This window comes from Enterococcus sp. DIV0008 (assembly GCF_050542615.1).
GTDB lineage: Bacteria > Bacillota > Bacilli > Lactobacillales > Enterococcaceae > Enterococcus_D > Enterococcus_D innesii.
This window is the reverse complement of sequence record NZ_CP172937.1, coordinates 2280708-2298818: the sequence shown is the minus strand read 5'-3', so window position 1 is coordinate 2298818 and position 18111 is coordinate 2280708. Positions and strand designations below refer to the sequence as shown.

Below are 18111 nucleotides of genomic sequence, written 5' to 3'. Positions count from 1 at the left end.
GCAGCTGCTTTCGAGAATATTGCTCGAAGTAAAAAAGCCTAGGTCCTGCACAACACGTGCAGAACTTAGGCTTTTTTGGTATTTACTGGGCAGCAAGCTGTGACAGATAAACACAGCTCCTTGCTGCAGCTATTTTTTGTCTTTGTTGCTTTTTTGATCCATACCGGCACCGATCGCTACACCTAGTGCGATGCCTAAACCCATGCCTAATGCCAGGTTGTCAAAAAACAGCATCCCAAATGCAGCACCTAAGGCCATTCCGACACCGATCCCCAGTCCCATATTGTTAGAAGCGGCTTCTTTTTCTTCAGACGTTTGCGGCGGTTTTTTCGTCATTGTGAAAAACCCCTTTCTTTTTAGTATAGAAGGGTTTTGTTTTGTTGACAAACATTCGAACTGCTGATCAGTGATATTTATCAGGAGGGTGCAGTTGCTTAGTACAGTAAACGGGGTGAACCATTGGTCTATCTTCCGCCGGGCAAATAATTACGCTCGGGGTTGTAGCGGCGAATGATCTTATTTTCAGCAAGTACGTGCTCATAATAATAAACAGGCGCATCCTTAGTCTCTAGTCGAAAAACAAAGACGAGCGGAACCTTTAAGACGGAATAGCGCGCGGGGATCGCAATATACGATTTTTGGTTGCGCTCCATCGTCAGTGCGAATTCATCAAACAAAAGCGCCACTGGTGTGGGAAAGTTTACCAATTCATAATAGTGTTTTTCAAATGCATAGGTTTCTTGTTTTGCATAAGCGATTTTTGCAGCAGGCATACGCATTCACCTCACTTGAATTATACGAACGTTCGTTCTGTTTGTAAAGTGAAAAATCACCAAACGAGGAAAAAGGGGGCGTTCTCTATGAAAAAGATATTTTGCTAACAAGAAATTTGCTACACTAGAGAAAAGAAGGAATCAAAAAGGAGCAGATACCATGGATTACGAACACTTTGCACGATTACAGGCACGCTTTACCGATGAAAAATTGCTGACCAAAGAAGGGTACTATCGGTTGCGCTTGTCAGGGAAGGCGCAGTTCGAACTAGCCTTTATCAAAACCGGACCTTGTGGCGAGTCTGTCTACCAGCCGCTGATCAAGGGCACTTTTGCTGAAAAAGAAGCAATCCCCACTTATTTGCTGGATCTTGCGGCTCAGCCTATGATGCAAATCAGTCAGCGAACCTCCGAAAATGCAGCATTGTTAGATAAAGTATTCGTAGAATTAATGGAAAAATGTGAGCAAGCAGTTGCCGTCAACGAATCCGCACGTTAATTCACGACAAAAATACAAGATCCGCCTGAACCTGATTTTTACACTAAGAAAAAAACGATCCTGACAAGATTTCTTGCCAGTGATCGCTTTTTATTTTCCCGTGGTGTTTAGTGTCCTCATTCGCCGAAGTAGTCTGAGAAGCCTTGTTGCTTCATAAAGGCAGCGACATCTGGACGTCGTGGTTCACGGAAAAATTCCGTCATTTTCGTTTGCCAGTTGGTTTGCTGTTGATTGCTGCTGCGTTGTGCATAATAGGCTTCTGTCGTTTGGTTGTACTGGGCTGTTTGCTCCTGCGTCAGGGGTTGATACTGATCGACACTTACGATCGCTTCTTGGGGCAAGCGGACTTTCGGCTCATTTCTGTGTTGCGGATAGCCGATCGTTAAACCGAATAAAGGAAACGTCAATTTTGGTAAGCCGACAAGTTCTGCGATACGAGGCAAATCATTGCGGATGCCGCCGATGTAGCAAATTCCTAAGTCTTGCGCTTCAGCGTAAGCTACCATATTTTGGGCAGCGATGGTCGTATCAACGACTGACACAATAAATGGTTCCATCGTGGTTAAGTGGGTATCCGGCAATCCTGCTTGGGTCAGCAGCTGCTGATGCTTATGTAAGTCGGCGACAAAAAGGTAGAAGACGCCCGTTCGAGTGATATAGTTTGGGGCACCCGCGAGCTTTTCAATCTCAGCCAGCTTTTCGGGATCACTGACCTCAATGATCGAATAGGCTTGAACAAAATTCGAGCTGGAACCGCTCTGGGCAACCGTTACTAGTTTTTGCTTGAGTTCCTTTGATAGTGGCCGTGGTTGAAAATCTCTGACAGAGCTGTGGTGGGTAAAAGTATCAAAAAGATCCATCGTTTTTCCTCCTGTAACATACAAATTTCTTTCTTCCTTAGTGTAACAGAAAAAAAGGAATGGGAACAAAAAGAATGTTTTCAAAAAATTTTCAAATTGATGTTTTATAGTTGCCAAGCACAACAGTTTCCGTTATGATAATGATACATTCTTATTATTATTCCTTAGGGGAGTAACCGGTGGCGCAAGCTGCGATAATATCAACAGTAAGTAAGCTGGCGACAGCTTTCTGGTATTATTTGAAATGGTGAGACCTAAGACAAGCGTATACTTGTCTTAGGTCTCTTTTTTTCTAGCAGAGTGCCTAAGGAAAATAAAATTAAAAGGGGCAAAAAAATTGGCGAAAGAAATGTATCAAAAAGAAATCTCGGAAATTATGGCAGAGGTCCAGAGCAGTCCAGAGGGGTTGACGCAGCAAGAGGCAGCCAAGCGCTTAGAAAATGGCCTGAACCAGCTGAAGGAAGCACCTAAGAAATCTAGCTTTGCCTTATTCTTAGATACCTTCAAAGATGCGATGGTGATCGTCTTGCTGATCGTGGCAATCATCCAAATGGTTATGGGTGCCCACGTTGAGTCGATCGTTATCTTCGCAGTACTCTTGTTGAATTCCGTCGTCAGTGTGATTCAAACGAAAAAAGCCGAAGGGTCGTTAGACGCTTTGAAAAGCCTGTCGGCACCAGATGCTAACGTCATTCGGGATGGCAAAGAACAAAGTGTGCTAGCGAAAGAATTGGTTGTCGGCGATATCGTTATTTTAGAAGCTGGGGACTATGTACCAGCAGATGGTCGATTGATCGAAGAGGGTTCTTTGAAGGTCGATGAAGGAATGCTGACTGGGGAATCAACGCCAGCGGAAAAAGAATTAGGTGTGATCGATCGTACCGCACCGATCGGCGACCGTGACAACATGGTCTTCAGTGGAACGATCGTCACTTATGGGCGTGGTCGGTTTATCGTAACCGCAACTGGTAATGTGACGGAAATCGGTCAAGTGGCGGGCTTATTGGAAAGTACGGTTGAACACAAAACGCCATTGCAAAGAGGACTAGACAGCTTCAGTAAGAAACTGAGCTTGGCGATCTTGGTCCTTTCATTGATTATTTTAGGGGTTCAAGTCGCACGGCTGTTCTTAGGTGACGGTACAGGTGATATGACGGAAGATTTAGTCAACGCCTTTATGTTTGCGGTAGCCGTAGCCGTTGCAGCGATCCCAGAAGCCTTGCAATCGATCGTGACGATCGTCCTTTCGATCGGAACAAAACAAATGGCGAAGCGTCATGCCATCATTCGAAAACTACCAGCGGTTGAAACATTGGGTTCAACGAGTATCGTTTGTACCGATAAGACAGGGACCTTGACCCAAAACAAAATGACCGTTGTTGACTACTATCTACCAAATGGGCAAACGGGCACGTTCCCCGATGAGCCAACTACCTGGACATTGCCTGAAAAACGCTTGGTAGAAATCAGTGTCTTGGCAAATGATGCTGCCATCAGTGAAGATGGGGCGAAGCTAGGAGACCCTACTGAAATTGCGTTTCTGGATTACAGTGAGAAACTAAATCAGCCATATCGGGCGATTCGTCAACAGTTTCCTCGTTTGCAAGAATTGCCTTTCGATTCTGATCGTAAATTGATGTCCACCTTACATGAGATCGATGGCGAACATTTATTGTTGACCAAAGGTGGTCCAGACATCGTCTTTGGCCGCAGTACTAAAGTCTTGATCGATGATCAAGTCGTGCCTTTAACAGATGAAATCAGAAATAAGTTGCAGCATCAAAACGAAGAATTCTCAAAACGGGCATTACGAGTCTTGGCGTTTGCTTACCGTCCATTGACCGATGCCCAATCACGAGAATTGACACTAGAGGATGAAAACGAGCTGATTTTGGTTGGTTTGATGGCAATGATCGATCCTCCTCGTAAAGAAGTCAAACAAGCCGTAGCGGATGCTAAATCTGCTGGTATCAAAACAGTGATGATCACAGGGGACCACAAAACGACAGCCGTGGCGATCGCACAAGAGATCGGTATTTCAGCCGAGGGCGATTTAGCCTTGACTGGTACGGAATTGGATGCTCTTTCTGAAACCGAACTAGCGGATAAATTAGACAAAATCACAGTCTATGCTCGTGTTTCGCCGGAAAACAAAATCCGTATCGTGCGGGCTTGGCAAGAAAAAGGCAAGATCTCTGCCATGACCGGAGATGGGGTCAATGATGCACCTGCCTTGAAACAAGCGGATATCGGGATCGCAATGGGAACCGGAACGGACGTTGCCAAAGATGCAGCGGCGATGGTCTTGACGGATGACAACTTTGCCTCGATTATTCGTGCTGTAGAAGTTGGCCGAAACGTCTTTGACAACATCAAAAAAGCCATTTCGTATTTGTTTGCTGGAAACTTAGGTGCGATCATTGCGATCGTCTTTGCCTTAGTGATGGGTTGGGACAATCCATTTACTGCCTTGCAGCTACTCTTTATCAACTTAGTCAACGACTCATTACCAGCGATTGCTCTGGGAATGGAAAAAGCCGAACCAACCATCATGCAACGTCAGCCTAGAGATCCAAATGCAGGTATCTTCACTGGAAAAACTTTGATCTCAGTAACGTATCGCGGTATTTTGATTGCCGCTGTCGTGATTTTGGCACAATGGTTAGGGATGAGCCAATCACCTGAGTTAGGTGTAGCGATGGCCTTCTCAACACTTATCTGGAGCCGGACATTGCAAACATTGCCAGCACGCTCAAATACCGAGACTGCTTGGCAAGCTGGCCTTTTTGCCAATAAAATGGTGTGGTTGGCGATCGTCGTTTGTGGTGGACTATACAGCATTACCTTGATTCCTGGCATCCGTGAAGTCTTTGCGATTCCAGCAACCTTCACTTTAGGACATGTCGGTCTATGTATCGCAATGGCTGCTGTGGCAGTTGTTTTGATGGAAATCACAAAACTGATTATTATTGCCGTTCAAAAACGTCAAGGAAACGCCTAAAGCAAAAAACGTATCGATCCTTTGATCGATACGTTTTTTTGTCGTTTCTCCTCACTGCTTAGTTGATTTTTTTCAGCTGACTGATTTGGGCAGCGACTTGCTTCAAGAAGGCTTCTTGACCAGCCGGCTGTTCTTGGCTGTAAAGGTAGGCTTCGTATTGCTGCGTCAAGCGGATAAAATCACCATGGAACAGTGGATAGAAGGCTTCGAGTCGTTGGGCATAATCGATCAACGGCTCCGCCTCGTTACGGTACAGAACTTTCGTCGTTTGTCGTAAAAACAAAGGATAGGCAGCAACTAGCGGCTGTTTGTTAAAGCGGCAGATCAACCATAAATGAATACGGAAAAACGAATGGCGGAAATAGAAAAGCAGGCCAAGTCCTAAGATAGCTAAGCCTCCAAAGAAGCCATTGCGCAGCGTTTGTTTCAGCTCCTCAGTCAACCAAACATCATCGGTAACCGCGGCTGTTGCAGAACTGCTGGTCGTGGTTTCACTACTTTCTGTTTCCGTATTGCTCGTTGGTGTTGTCTCGCTGCTAGCGGTCGGTGTTTCTTCGGAGCTAGTAGATTCTTGCGTCAACACGGGACGATCTGGATTTTGGAAACTAGGTGTCGGTTCAAAAGGCACCCAGCCGTATCCGTCAAAGTAGACTTCCACCCATGAGTGGGCATTCAAGTTACGGACAGTATAAGTAGTGATGCCGTTTTCTGTCACGGGGGATCCAGGAGAAAAGCCTTTAGCCCAGCGAGCAGGGATCTCTAAACTCCGTAGTAGCACGACCATTGCCGTGGAAAAATTGTCGCAGTAGCCGACTTGTGATTCAAATAAAAATTGATCAACGTAATCTTGCTCTTCTGCAGGCACGACGGCATCGGTCTTGGAATAGCGGAATACGAGTGGATCTTTCAAATAGCTTTCAACCGCCGTGACTTGATCAAACAGACTGTTGCTGTCAGTGGTGATCTCAGCAGCGAGATCACGTACCCGCTGCGGCAAAGAATCGGGTAACTGGATATAATCGATCGGAGAATCCGGATAGATCAAAGGCAGATTTTGGAGATTTTCTGCGGCAAAATCTGGATGGTCCCAATCGAAGGTCAAGGTGGTGTCGGGGAGTGGATCAATGAGATCGACCCGCTGGATGGCATCGCTGATTTGAAAACCGCGAGCACCGTTTTCAAGGGACAACGTGCTGCGCCCATAGGGCAATGGGACATAGTCTCCATGGTTTTGAAATTGGACCCGAACGGATTCGTTTTCAAGATAGGCTTGCTGATAGCTTTGATCCGCGATCGTGACGCCCTCTGCCTCTAAGCGAGCCTCTTCGCGGCTCGTACTGATCCAGCCCTTACCAGAATAAAAATCTTTACTTTCCACCCGCCAGTAATGTGGGGTTTCTTGTTGCGCTTCAAATAAAATCGTCGCATCATCCAGTAGTGGTCCGCCTAATTGACGGTCGTTTTCACTGAATCCTGTGCGAGAACCAGTGGGGGTGCCATGTTCTTCAATAAATTGATAAAAACCCAGCTGATTCAGATTTGTCCGTATAGGCGTGGAACGGGCTGCCAACTGATCCCGCAGGCTCGTTTGCGGCAAGTAGACAGCAGTGACGGCTAATCCACCAATCAATAGCATCACGGCGAACCAGGGGGCGATCATTTGACTGGATTGAAAGGCGCTGCGCTGGATCAGTGAAGAAGCCAAGGCACAAAGAAAAATACCGATCAAATGCCACGTCAGATCAAATTGGTTAAAAATCACGACTGTTAGCAAGTAGCCGATCATGGTAGCGTAAATCAAGAAAAAGCGTTGATAAGCGATCGGTACGATCGCTAAAAACAAGACCCAACTAACGATCAATGTCACCGCCGCCAGTTCGGTGATATAGCCGACTTCACCGCTGAGGATCTCTTGAAAGGCACGGTGCAGGTCCAGCCAAAAACGCAGCAGCCAATCAAAAGAAAAGGCAGTCCCATAAGGAAAGATCCAATACAAGACCATCAGCCAAGCGGCTGCCAGCAAAGGCAAACTGTAACGGACTTTCGGCACGACGGTCAAAATCAAACAGACACTAAAGGCATAAGTTAAAAGGGTGAACTGATTGCCAAGGTCATAAACTGCGATAAACGGCAAGATCACCAGTGATAGACTGAGAAAGGTCAGAAGACCAATCAGCGCTTTCTTAATAAATCTCATCCTACCGCCTCCTCAAGATCATTCAACTGCCTCATTAAATCAGCGTAGGTAAACACTTGGCAGCTGTTTTTTGCTTCCAACTGACTGAGGTAGTTTTCCAGTTGTGGGGTGAAAACCGGGGTAATGAAGATAAGATGGCTGCCAGTCAAAAGCGGTACCCCTTCAGGAACTTTCTCGAAGGGAAGGATCTGGGCATAGGCAGCGGCATCCGTTTGGTAAGGAGAAGTTAATCCGTCACCAATCAAGAGCGGCTGAAAAAGTCGTTGATTTTGCGAGAAATGGTGGAGCGAATAAAACAGTGTCAAAGTCTCTTCAAAAGCAGGCTGATCTTCTCCCCAAAAGAGCAGAAAGATGTCTTGTTCTTCTTCGTGTTCTCGTTCGCGATAGATCAATTCCTGTTGTTTGCTGGATAATTTCCAATCGATATTTTTTAATGAATCCCCTAACTGGTATTGACGAAACTGTCGAATAGAAAAATTGGGTTCCCCGTGGCTTTGGCTGCGGACTTGCTGTTTAATAAAAGGCAGTAGGGTAACGGCTTCTGGCGTCAATTTAGGCAGAATCAAAATCGTTTGGTTCGCAACTGCAGCGTAGCTTTTTTCAAAAAAGCCAAAGAGATCATGGCTGGACAGTTGAACGGACAATTCTTCATAGCTGCCACGCTCCTTTGGGGTCCAAGGCAGCTGGAGCCGGATCAGATTGCCTCGATAAAAGGCGCTGTGATGACTTTCCTTGAAACGATCGTCAAACTGCAAGGTGAAATCGACCAGCGGCAGCAGCGTCGGGCGATACTTGAAGACTTGCAGCGGTAAGGTGATCGCTGTGTGTGTTTCAGCTTGGATCGATTCTTCTAAAATGATTTGGACCTTCTTGAGGGAGGGGAGCAAGAATACTGCGTCAAGCAACAATAACAGAGTCAGTAAAAACCAAAGGCTCCAGCCAGCATTATTATTGAAGATCACACAATAAGCCAGCAGCAAAAAATAAACAGCACCAAACAGCAGGATGCGCAGCAGGCGTTCAATTTTCTTTTTTTTCATCGCTATTTCCTCGTTGGGACAGGCACCCGCTGGATCATCTGTTTCATCAAATCTGAAAGGGTCTCCGTGCTAGCATGAACGCCGCCTTTCAGTAATAAACGATGACCGAAGACTGCTGGTAAAATTCGCTGCAAGTCTTGCGGCGTGACAAAGGTGCGGCCTTCCGTCAACGCTAGAGCTTTAGCGCCTTTTAAGAAGGCGATCCCACCACGTGGACTGATACCAAGGTCAATGGCATTGTGCTGTCGACTTGCTTGCACCAGCTGCAATGCATAACGGGCGACTTGCTCATCGACATATACGTCATCGACCATCGCTTTTAAAGCAGTCACTTCATCAGCATGTAAAATGGTTTGAATCTGATCCAAGCTTTGCTGTCGTTTTCCAGTCAAAAGGGCGAGCTCATCTTGAAAATCTGGGTAACCGATATGCAGGCGGAACAAAAAACGATCCAATTGGGCTTCGGGCAAGGGATACGTTCCTTCATATTCGATTGGGTTTTGGGTAGCTAACACAAAAAAGTGAGGGCTCAATGGGTACGTTTGATTGTCGATGGTGACATGATTTTCTGACATGGCTTCTAAAAGCGAGGCTTGCGTCCTTGGTGTGGTGCGGTTGATCTCATCTGCCAAGAGGACGGAGGTGAAGATCGGACCAGGACGAAACTCGAACTGGTGACTTTGGGAATTAAAAATCGAGACACCTAATATATCGTTAGGCAAAAGGTCAGGGGTAAACTGGACTCGCTTGTAGTCACTCTGAATGGCTTTTGCTAACGACTTGACCAACATTGTTTTCCCGACACCGGGAATATCTTCGAATAAAACGTGCCCGCCAGCAAGCAGCGCAGCTACGGTAAATTGGATCACATCTCGTTTGCCTAAAATCACTTTTTCCACTTCTGCGATCAAGGCATCAATTTTTTGTAATTCAGCGGTCATGAAACAACCTCCTTGCGTTCTTTTCTTCTATTGTAACGGTTTTCTAGAACTGTCGCAATTTTCGTGTAACAATTAAAGAAAATTTCAAGAATGTTCTAAATAATGAAGAAAAATCAGTGTGACGGAAGACGTAACAAAAGCAGACCCCCGAATGGTTCATCAGGTGTCTGCTTTTCATGGAAATGATGGACCCATTTGTTAAAGGGATGCGCGCAAAAGCTCAGCGGCGATCTGATCCGCCTGCCGTAAATTCCAAGCATCAGTTCCCGGCTGAGCAGTGGCAGCCGTCAGCCAGTGGATGCCTTCTGTGGGAATCCCAAAACAATAGAGGGTAGTGTAGGGGCGTTCATCTGGTCCAAGGACCTGATTGGTCTCTGGATCGATGGCGATAGCCCCCGTCTCAAAAGGCTCCTCATTGGGGATCGGCAACTGGTGCGGGTGAATGATCCGATCATTTAGCAGTTGCCGCAACAAGGAATTGTTGGTTCGACGAATCGCTGTCGATGGAATGCGGGCCTCAATTAGTTGCGTCGCGTGATAGCGTGTGTCGGGAAATCGCGTTGAATACGTACAATAAGCCTCCTCGATCTCAACAGTCATGTCAGGACCTAGTAAGGTCACCACTCCGGCTTCCATCAATGCCACTAGTTCCTGCAGGCGCCTAACTGGCGGACCGATCGATAAGAAGCTGTTCAAGGGAACGAAAGACTGCCAAAAGAGTGTTTTCAGGTCTTGTGCTGGCATTAGCTGATGATCGAGAACAAACCGAATCGGGTCCCGCAGATCTTTGAAGACTTCCAAGGCACTGCTGATGGGTCCCGTTAGATTGCCTTTTTCGGCATCTTGAATTTGGGTACGTAATAGTGCAATGAAAAAGTCTTGCAACGACTGCTGCTTTTTCTGAGCAAAGGGATCGGCTAGTTGTTGCCATGACCACCACTCCGTCGTAGGAAGCTGCCATTTTTTCAGCAAGTCTTCAGATCCTTCCGTGGCAACAAAGGCGGCGTTAAAAGCGGCAAGCTGATCTTTGCCAAGCCGTTGTTTTTCTATAAGCAGCGTTTGATAATAGACGAGTTCTGCCTCTTTTTTTAAATAGAAGAGCAGGGTCTTGCCAGCAACCGTTTTGGCTGCTTGCCAAGCAGCGAGGCGTTCAGGGGTCAAAAAAACGGGCTTTCGCTGCTGGGTCGGTGTTTTTTGATTGCGGCCGCGAGGATGATACGGGACACCCCGCCGAGAACCGGCGATGATTTGCGGTTCTTCACCAGAAGGTTGATAGACGAGGGATCCATTGACTTTGACGAAGGTGCCGCCCCGACCGCTAGTCAAGCGGGTGACGTAATCGTAAAAGGCAAGTCCTAGTCCTCGTAAAATCACAGGTTCGCCAGCTTTCACCGCCGTTAGATCCGTATCTGCCGCATTGGCTGGCGGTGCATAAAACCAGCCATTTTTTTCGGCAGCATTCGCCAATTGTTGTTCTGCTGCTGACAGTTGGGCTTGTGAATGGCCTGTAGCTAAGACGACGGCATCAACAAGGAATGTTTGGTGAGCCGTCGTCAATTGGTAACGATTGTTGGAAAGCGGTGTCAAGGAGCTGACCCTATCTGACAGATGGTTGACGGTAATGGATTCAGGTAGCGCTATTAACAACTGCTGATAAAACCACTGCTGATAGAGTCCATATAACGCCCGTGAGCAATGCCCGTTAGGATCAAGTGAATCAAGTGCTGTGCATTCCGCAACGAGCTCAGGGGCATGCGTGGCTGCGAAATGTTTCCCTTCTGTCACTGCCCACTCGTATAAGGTAGGTCCTTTGACCACGGGGCCGCCGGTGCTTAATGTGTCATCCGTGAAAAGGGTGACTTGACTGGTCACAGAATTCAATAGCAGATCTGCCGATTGATCCGTGCGCCAAACTGCCCCAGGAAGAAAGGGATCAAACAGCAGCAAGTCGATGGCTTGTTTGTTTTGTTTGCTATGAGCAATCAGTCGTTCGGAAAGTGAAAGTCCACGAGGACCAGCACCAATGATCGCTATTTTCATATCACACCGCCTCAATTATTCTATGGTCTTTGTGTCATCAACGAGCTAAGTCAAAAGGTGTCTTGCGGAAAATCAGCCAGTGCATGCCTAGCACCATGGCTTCCTCGATGGCATCGATATAATGGAAAGCAGGCTGATTGGGTTGTTGCTGCAGCAATGGATTTTTTTGGATCGCGTCTAAGAGATCGGTTTTTACTGCATCACTGCTGGCTAAAATGATACAGTGGGGGGCAAAAGCTGAATTGTAAAATGGCAGTAAGCTTGTCAGGCGCTGAACCAAAGCCCTGCGGTCTTGCGGTACCCCTTGATCTAAGTAGCCGGGCAAAAATTTTGCCTCTCCTGCTAGGGCATCTTTTCCTTCTAAAAGCGCACCATTGACCAGGAGCGTGATACCAGGCATGCTTTTTTCGGGATTGTACATGCCGACGATGGTTTGCTGCAAAGAGATCTGTTGGGCGATGCAATAGCCGATCGTTAAAATATGGGCATCGTTTTGACAGTAGAAGGGCAGTGCAGTGACCTCTGTCACGAGGGCTGCCAGGTGCCAGCCATTGAATTTTTCATACCAGCTGGAAGTCACGGTTCCTCCACTGATTTTTCCTGGTAAAAAGAGGGCGATCTGTTCCACAGAGGGAAATAATGCTAGCTCGTTCGTTACACATTCTTGAAAGCGATGGGGGGCAACATCAGGAAACGGCTGGTCGTGTTTTGCCAAAACCTTCCCCTTGCGGTCGATCAGCATGGACCAAAGAGCCAAGGAACCATCGTGATCGATAAAGCTAAGCAAAAGAGAATGACCTCGGTCTTGGTTTAGCTGATAGGTCACAGCAGGCCGCCCTAGCTCTTTTTGCTCCAGTGGACCTTTCGTGATTTCCCCCTCTGTTAACAATTCTTTTAATAATGAGTTAGTGGTGACCATGCTGATGCCGGTTTTCTTCACTAAATCGGAGGCGAATAATGCCCCGTTTTGAAACAAAGTTTTTAAAACCAGCTGTTTGTTTTGCTGGCGAATGGTATGGGTGGTAGAAGCCATAAGTGTTCTCCTTAATGAAGTGATTTAATTAAGTATACCGACGGGATGAAACGATGTAAAGTTTTTAAAAGACTGACTTGACGGAAAATTTGAAAATAAGTATACTTAATTAATAACATTAATTAAGTGATTTGGAATAAAGAGGACACGAGGTAGAGGGGAAGAGAAACGTATGATCAAATTAGTCATCACAGATTTAGACGGCACATTTTTGAACAGCCAAGGCAGTTTTGATCGGCCTTATTATCAACAAGTCAGCCAACAAATGAAAGAAGCGGGGGTTGCTTTTGCGGCGTGTACCGGCAAACAGTGTGAACGAGTGGAAGAACTGTTTGGTGAAGCAGCAGCGGATGTTTGGATTCTTGGGGATAGCGCGACCCGCATCAAACATCAAGGCGAATACATCTTTGAATCACTGCTGCCAAACGAATTAGGACGGCGGATCATTGCGAAGCTCGCTGCGATTGCGCAAGATCATGTGATCATCGCCTGTACACCGACTGCGGCGTACATTGCGGAAACGACCAATGAAGCAGATGCCCAGAAAGTGCGTGGCTCTTATCGGGTGGTCAAAACGGTGGCGGATTATCAAACCATCACAGAAGATTTTGTGAAGCTCACTATTTTTGATCCAAAACTACGTTGCTTTGAGCATGTCCAACAGTTAAGCGAATTTACAAACGACGCCTACATCGTGGCTTCGGAAGCCGCTTGGATCGATATCACCAATCAAGGCGTCCACAAAGGAACGACTGTGGCACACTTGCAAGAATTGCTGCACGTCACACCAGAGGAGACAATGGTTTTCGGTGATGGCTTGAACGATTTGGAGTTGATGGCAGCTGGCACGTTTAGTTTCGCCATGAGCAATGCCTTTGAGGAAGTCAAGGCAGCGGCAGCGTTTGTGACCAAGTCAAACGATGAAAATGGCGTGCTGAAAACCATCGAACGTCTGTTACCGCTACAAATGAACCAATAAAAAAACCGCTCCCTAGCAGGGACAGCGCGTCCTTTCATTTGACTGAAAGTAGACTGCTGCCTGTTGCTAAGGAGCGGTTTTTTCGTTATGCATGTGGTTGACTGACGCTATAAGGATAAGCATCGGCTGACCACTCTTTGCTGCGAGGGACGATACCTAGCTGGAAGTTCAATGTACCACCGGCAGTCAATTCTTGGTGGGTGAAAAACAATCGCTCGAAGGGTTCTTCGTTCAATTTAATTTTATCCACGAAGAGCTGTTGCGGCGCATTGGGCGTGCTCTTGATCACTAAGTCTTTGCCTGAAGCAAGATGCAGGGTTGCTTGATCAAATAATGGCATGCCGATGACATATTCCCCCGTCCCTGGTGTGACTGGATAAAAGCCCAAGGAGTTGAAGATGTACCAACCAGCCATGCTACCGTTGTCTTCATCGCCAGGAAAGCCTTTGGGCGAGTCATTGAAGCATTGTGTCAATAGCTGCTTGATCAAGGGCTGTGCCATTTCTGGTTTGCCCAAATAGCTGAATAGATACGGATAGTGGAAGCTTGGCTGATTGGAGATCGCCAGCTGACCAAAATCGAGTGCGGCCATCTCACTCATTTCATGGATCTCAAAGCCGTAGCCTTCTGTCGTATAGCGAGGTTCTTGATTGCACAAGTCGATCAGTTTTGCTTCAAAGGCCGCTTTGCCGCCATGTTCGGCGATCAAACCAGCGAAATCATGGTAAACAGCAAAACTGCTTTGCCACGCACTGCCTTCTGCATAATCCAAGCCCCAGCGTGTGTCACTGAATTCTGGACGAAAGGCACCATCGGGATCTTTTGCCCGCATAAAGCCAGTTTCCTGATCGAAAATGTTGCGGTAGTTTTGCGATTGCTGCTGATAATAGTCTGCTTGCTCGTCACCCAGCTGTTGCGCGACTTGTGAAATACAAAAATCACTGTAACAATAATCAAGGGTGTGATTGACCGATTCATGATGCGTCAATGGCACATACCCGTAAGTCAAATAGTCCGTTGTGCCACGCCGACCATAATTGGGATTTTCACTTTGGACGGTGGCGCCTTTTTTCATCGCTGCTAAAAATTCGGGCATCAAATCGGGACGAATGCCTTTTACTGCGGCATCAGCGATCACGGCATCGATCAGCGTCCCTGGCATCAATCCACGCTCATCGGGTGATAGCCATTTCGGTAAAAAGCCGCTTTCGCGATAACTGTTCAAAAAGCCTTCCAGCATGTCTTCCAATTGTTCGACGGCCAAGAGTGAAAAGAGCGGGTAGACAGTTTTATACGTATCCCAAAAGCCGTTGTTTGTATACAGTGGTCCTGGTTTGATCGCTTTTGCCAAGGTATCCCAATGCATTTTGCGGCCCTCTTGATCGATTTCGAAGAAGGTTTGAGGAAACAAGAATAAGCGATAAAAATTATGATAAAAAGTAGAAACTTGTGTTTGATCGTGATGCTCGATCTCGATTTTTTGCAAAAAATGATTCCATTGCTGTTGGACAGAAGCCAGATAATCGGCAGGAGCCCATTGCTGTTCCCGCTGCAAGTTCAAGCAAGCTTGTTCGCGACTGAGAAACGAGGTCGCAAAACGGATCGTCTGTGTTTGGCAATCATCAAAGCGGAGAACAACGAAGGCTTCTTTGCCTGTCAAGGCACCTTCGATCGCCGTGATGGGTGTTTCAAAACGGTAGACGAAATGGAAGTTGAAGCGTTCATCTTCGCACCCGGAAAATACGATCAGTTGACCAGCCACGGTCTGTTCGTCCAACTGTTCTAAGACATAGTCACCCGGCAGTGACAAGCCAAGACCCGGCTGATCCCCACAGTTTTCAATAGTCAGCACACCGCCATACATACTGGGGATCAAAGTCGTTGTTGTTAAATACCGCTGTGTCTTGATTTTAAGAAAGGCTGGATTAAAGGTGCTTTCTTCGGGACGATACGAGCTTTGCGCATGGAAAAGGGTATTTTCAGAAAGCGTGCCGTTTATCGGCAGCATCGTCAGATGGCTGAAATCCCCCATCCAAGGGCTAGGCTGATGGGTGATGCGAAAGCCCTGAAAGGTTCGATCTTCTGGATGAAACCACCAACTGCCGCGTTGATCACTGGTTTGCGGGGCAAAGTAGTTCATGCCAAAAGGAACCCCTGTATAAGGCAGGCAGTTGCCATGGGAAAAACTATATTGGTTGTCTGTTCCGTGTCGTGTGTCGATCATTGATACGTTCACTTGGTTCACTCCTTTAATTGGGTTGATTCTCTTTTGATCAAAGAAACAGCCACTAAATGGGTGGTCGTCTCCGTTGGTACTGGGGTTGCTGCCTTCGCAGCGTTGATTTTCTCAATCACTTGCTTTCCTGCCAAGCGCCCCATCTCCGCAAAATTCTGCCCGATGGTCGTTAGGGCTGGATCAACGAGGGCAGCGGCTTGGATATTATCGAAACCAACCAGGGAAATGTTGGTAGGGACATGCAGATCTGTTTGGCGCAATGCCCGCATCAATTCGATGGCGATCAAATCATTTTCACAGACGGCTGCCGTGACCTGATGTTCTTCCAGGTAGTCAAGCGCATTTGCGATGCTGGCAGTCGCGTCGTCTAACTTGGTGCGAAAGGTTCTTTGGGCTTTTTTCAGTGCATCGATGTAGCCTAGATAACGCTGACGGACGGATTGTGGATGATGGGTATCACCAAAAATATAAGCGATCCGTTGATGCCCCAACGCAAGTAAATGCTCCGTAGCTAGCTGTCCACCTTGAAAGTTATCTGGCATGACCGCTGGAAATTCAAACTCATGCAACTTTTTATCTAAGGTCACGATAGGAAAGTGTTTTTCAGCACATTCGAACAGCAAGTCATAGTAAGAAAACGTATTGCTGGCGTAATAGATCAGGCCGTCGAATTCTTGCATCAGCTCAGCTGCCGTCGTTTTTTCCAAATAATCCACTGGTGTCATCAAAAGTTCAAAGCCGTGTTCTTGCATCACTGGATAAATGCCTTCGGTAAAGTTTCCTAAAGAAAGATCATTGGCAAAGGGCAAGACAAACAAAATTCGTCCAGTCGCTTTTTTTTCCTTCAATTCCCGGACAAAGCTGCCGCTGCCTTGCACGCGATAGATCAGCTGATTTTGTTCCAGTTCCGTCAAGGCTCTTTTAGAGGTGATCCGACTGACTTGGTATTGTTCAGATAGTTCTTTTTCAGTAGGAACACGACTGCCCGGAGCCAAACGGCCTTCAATGATGGCTTCGTGAAGTTCCGCGTAAATTTTTTTATATAATGGTTGTTTCATAAGAAAACCCCTTTTGATATATCATATTTGTTAGCATACCATAAACCAACAAAAATGAAAACCCTTTAATTATTTTGAAAAAGCGCTAGACATTCACATGATTCATGATATACTAGGTTCGTAAATTGATATATCAAATCAGGGAAGGTGATGGAATGGTTTATAAAGAAATACCAACTTCAGTAGCAACATTTATGGAAACGATTACGGATCTATGCGGAGAAACGCATGCCGATTGGGCGAAAAATTTTAACGCAGCTTTTGCCAATACACTATTAACGACGGTCAAGCGTCATGAGGATGGCACGACCTTTTTACTGACGGGGGATATTCCAGCGATGTGGCTGCGAGATTCCACTGCGCAAGTTCGTCCCTATTTAGTGATCGCCAAAGAAGACAAAGACTTAGCAAGCATGATCAGCGGGTTAGTCAAGAAGCAATTCTACTATATTACGATCGATCCTTATGCAAATGCCTTTAACGAATCAGCCAATGGTGCTGGCCACCAAACAGACGATACAAAAATGAACGATTGGATCTGGGAACGCAAATATGAGATCGACTCTTTGTGTTATCCGATCCAACTGGCCTATCTGCTATATAAAAACACAGGCAGAACCGATCAGTTCAATGATGATTTTGTAACAGGCATCAAAAAAGCCTTGGAGGTGTTTGTGACAGAACAAAACCATGCGGAATCCCCGTATCGCTTTGAACGGGATACCTGGCGAAAAGAAGATACCTTGACTCATGACGGCAAAGGAGCACCGGTGAAACCCGTTGGCTTGACTTGGTCAGGCTTTCGACCAAGTGATGATGCCTGCAAATACGGCTATTTGATTCCCTCCAATATGTTTGCGGTGGTGGTCTTAGGCTATATCCAAGAAATCTTTACGACGGTTTTAGAAGATGCAGCGATCGTGGCACAAGCAAAAAAATTACAAGCAGACATCGAAGCGGGCATCAAAGAGCATGGGTTGACCAAAAACCAAGCTGGCGAAGAAGTTTACGCCTATGAAGTGGATGGATTCGGCAATAGCACCCTGATGGATGACAGCAATGTGCCGAATTTGATCGCCGCTCCTTACTTGGGGTATGGCAGTATGGAAGATCCCCTTTATCTTCAGACCCGTAAAACGTTGTTAAGCAGTGAAAATCCGTATTTCTATGAAGGCAAATACGCCAAAGGCATTGGCAGCTCTCATACGCCAGAAAATTATGTGTGGCCGATCGCCATGGCAATGGAAGGTATGACCACCACTGACAAAGAAGAAAAGAAACGAATTTTGGATCAGTTAGTGGCGACAGATGCGGGTACCAATTTGATGCATGAAGGGTTCGATGTCGATGATCCTTCGCAATACACGAGAGAATGGTTCTCGTGGGCGAACATGATGTTTTGTGAATTGGTCATGGATTATTTCGATATCCGAGTGGAAAAATAAGCAGCACTA

General features: G+C 46.5%; 14 protein-coding genes. 4 read left to right on the top strand and 10 right to left on the bottom strand.

Features of this window, described 5'->3' with window-relative positions:
* Positions 1-129: 129 nt before the first annotated feature.
* Positions 130-336, bottom strand: coding sequence for a hypothetical protein (locus IGI84_RS10855; RefSeq protein WP_008378986.1), 207 nt, complete (start codon positions 334-336; stop codon positions 130-132).
* 128 nt (positions 337-464) lie between these two features.
* Positions 465-773 (bottom strand): DUF5960 family protein, encoded by a 309-nt coding sequence (locus IGI84_RS10850; RefSeq protein WP_008378984.1) that lies wholly within the window; start codon positions 771-773, stop codon positions 465-467.
* A 160-nt stretch (positions 774-933) separates the two neighbouring features.
* Between IGI84_RS10850 and IGI84_RS10845 the strand changes: the two genes are divergently transcribed.
* The gene (locus IGI84_RS10845; protein WP_077452769.1) at positions 934-1272 is read left to right on the top strand and encodes a hypothetical protein; all 339 of its coding nucleotides are present in this window, start codon (positions 934-936) and stop codon (positions 1270-1272) included.
* A gap of 116 nt (positions 1273-1388) precedes the next feature.
* Here the strand turns inward: IGI84_RS10845 and IGI84_RS10840 are convergent, their stop codons facing one another.
* Positions 1389-2132 (bottom strand): NADPH-dependent oxidoreductase, encoded by a 744-nt coding sequence (locus tag IGI84_RS10840; protein WP_220426832.1) that lies wholly within the window; start codon positions 2130-2132, stop codon positions 1389-1391.
* Between the two features lie 349 nt (positions 2133-2481).
* On the opposite strand from IGI84_RS10840, the gene IGI84_RS10835 reads away from it, so the two are divergent.
* Positions 2482-5133, top strand: coding sequence for a cation-translocating P-type ATPase (locus tag IGI84_RS10835; RefSeq protein WP_220426894.1), 2652 nt, complete (start codon positions 2482-2484; stop codon positions 5131-5133).
* A gap of 58 nt (positions 5134-5191) precedes the next feature.
* On the opposite strand, the gene IGI84_RS10830 is transcribed toward IGI84_RS10835, so the two are convergent.
* The 5 genes from IGI84_RS10830 to IGI84_RS10810 form a co-directional block, all read right to left on the bottom strand.
* On the bottom strand, positions 5192-7330 hold the full coding sequence (locus IGI84_RS10830) for a transglutaminase-like domain-containing protein (protein WP_430600366.1): 2139 nt from the start codon (positions 7328-7330) through the stop codon (positions 5192-5194).
* Positions 7327-8370, bottom strand: coding sequence for a DUF58 domain-containing protein (locus IGI84_RS10825; protein ID WP_430600364.1), 1044 nt, complete (start codon positions 8368-8370; stop codon positions 7327-7329). The genes IGI84_RS10830 and IGI84_RS10825 overlap by 4 nt, the downstream gene beginning before the upstream one ends.
* 2 nt (positions 8371-8372) lie before the next feature.
* Positions 8373-9311 carry an AAA family ATPase gene (locus tag IGI84_RS10820; RefSeq protein ID WP_077452765.1) on the bottom strand — a complete coding sequence of 313 codons (939 nt, stop codon included), beginning with the start codon at positions 9309-9311 and terminating at the stop codon, positions 8373-8375.
* Between the two features lie 198 nt (positions 9312-9509).
* Positions 9510-11351, bottom strand: a complete 1842-nt coding sequence (locus IGI84_RS10815) for an FAD/NAD(P)-binding protein (RefSeq protein WP_430600362.1) — start codon at positions 11349-11351, stop codon at positions 9510-9512.
* A gap of 37 nt (positions 11352-11388) precedes the next feature.
* Positions 11389-12384: an ROK family protein gene (locus IGI84_RS10810; protein WP_430600361.1), complete on the bottom strand. Its 996-nt coding sequence runs from the start codon at positions 12382-12384 to the stop codon at positions 11389-11391.
* Between the two features lie 172 nt (positions 12385-12556).
* Between IGI84_RS10810 and IGI84_RS10805 the strand changes: the two genes are divergently transcribed.
* Positions 12557-13363, top strand: a complete 807-nt coding sequence (locus tag IGI84_RS10805; RefSeq protein ID WP_140965833.1) for a Cof-type HAD-IIB family hydrolase — start codon at positions 12557-12559, stop codon at positions 13361-13363.
* 85 nt (positions 13364-13448) lie between these two features.
* On the opposite strand, the gene IGI84_RS10800 is transcribed toward IGI84_RS10805, so the two are convergent.
* Positions 13449-15599, bottom strand: coding sequence for a GH92 family glycosyl hydrolase (locus IGI84_RS10800; RefSeq protein WP_430600359.1), 2151 nt, complete (start codon positions 15597-15599; stop codon positions 13449-13451).
* A 5-nt stretch (positions 15600-15604) separates the two neighbouring features.
* Positions 15605-16657, bottom strand: coding sequence for a GntR family transcriptional regulator (locus IGI84_RS10795; protein ID WP_140965835.1), 1053 nt, complete (start codon positions 16655-16657; stop codon positions 15605-15607).
* Between the two features lie 155 nt (positions 16658-16812).
* Between IGI84_RS10795 and IGI84_RS10790 the strand changes: the two genes are divergently transcribed.
* Complete coding sequence (locus IGI84_RS10790) at positions 16813-18102, top strand: glycoside hydrolase family 125 protein (protein WP_430600357.1); 1290 nt, start codon at positions 16813-16815, stop codon at positions 18100-18102.
* Positions 18103-18111 lie beyond the last annotated feature (9 nt).

Bases quoted from the DNA above. Each gene is read 5' to 3' on its own strand.
- IGI84_RS10855 (WP_008378986.1), bottom strand. From the start codon at position 336: ATGACGAAAAAACCGCCGCAAACGTCTGAAGAAAAAGAAGCCGCTTCT.
- IGI84_RS10805 (WP_140965833.1), top strand. From the start codon at position 12,557: ATGATCAAATTAGTCATCACAGATTTAGACGGCACATTTTTGAACAGC.
- IGI84_RS10830 (WP_430600366.1), bottom strand. From the start codon at position 7,330: ATGAGATTTATTAAGAAAGCGCTGATTGGTCTTCTGACCTTTCTCAGT.
- IGI84_RS10825 (WP_430600364.1), bottom strand. From the start codon at position 8,370: ATGAAAAAAAAGAAAATTGAACGCCTGCTGCGCATCCTGCTGTTTGGT.
- IGI84_RS10850 (WP_008378984.1), bottom strand. From the start codon at position 773: ATGCCTGCTGCAAAAATCGCTTATGCAAAACAAGAAACCTATGCATTT.
- IGI84_RS10845 (WP_077452769.1), top strand. From the start codon at position 934: ATGGATTACGAACACTTTGCACGATTACAGGCACGCTTTACCGATGAA.
- IGI84_RS10790 (WP_430600357.1), top strand. From the start codon at position 16,813: ATGGTTTATAAAGAAATACCAACTTCAGTAGCAACATTTATGGAAACG.
- IGI84_RS10815 (WP_430600362.1), bottom strand. From the start codon at position 11,351: ATGAAAATAGCGATCATTGGTGCTGGTCCTCGTGGACTTTCACTTTCC.
- IGI84_RS10810 (WP_430600361.1), bottom strand. From the start codon at position 12,384: ATGGCTTCTACCACCCATACCATTCGCCAGCAAAACAAACAGCTGGTT.
- IGI84_RS10820 (WP_077452765.1), bottom strand. From the start codon at position 9,311: ATGACCGCTGAATTACAAAAAATTGATGCCTTGATCGCAGAAGTGGAA.
- IGI84_RS10835 (WP_220426894.1), top strand. From the start codon at position 2,482: ATGTATCAAAAAGAAATCTCGGAAATTATGGCAGAGGTCCAGAGCAGT.
- IGI84_RS10840 (WP_220426832.1), bottom strand. From the start codon at position 2,132: ATGGATCTTTTTGATACTTTTACCCACCACAGCTCTGTCAGAGATTTT.
- IGI84_RS10795 (WP_140965835.1), bottom strand. From the start codon at position 16,657: ATGAAACAACCATTATATAAAAAAATTTACGCGGAACTTCACGAAGCC.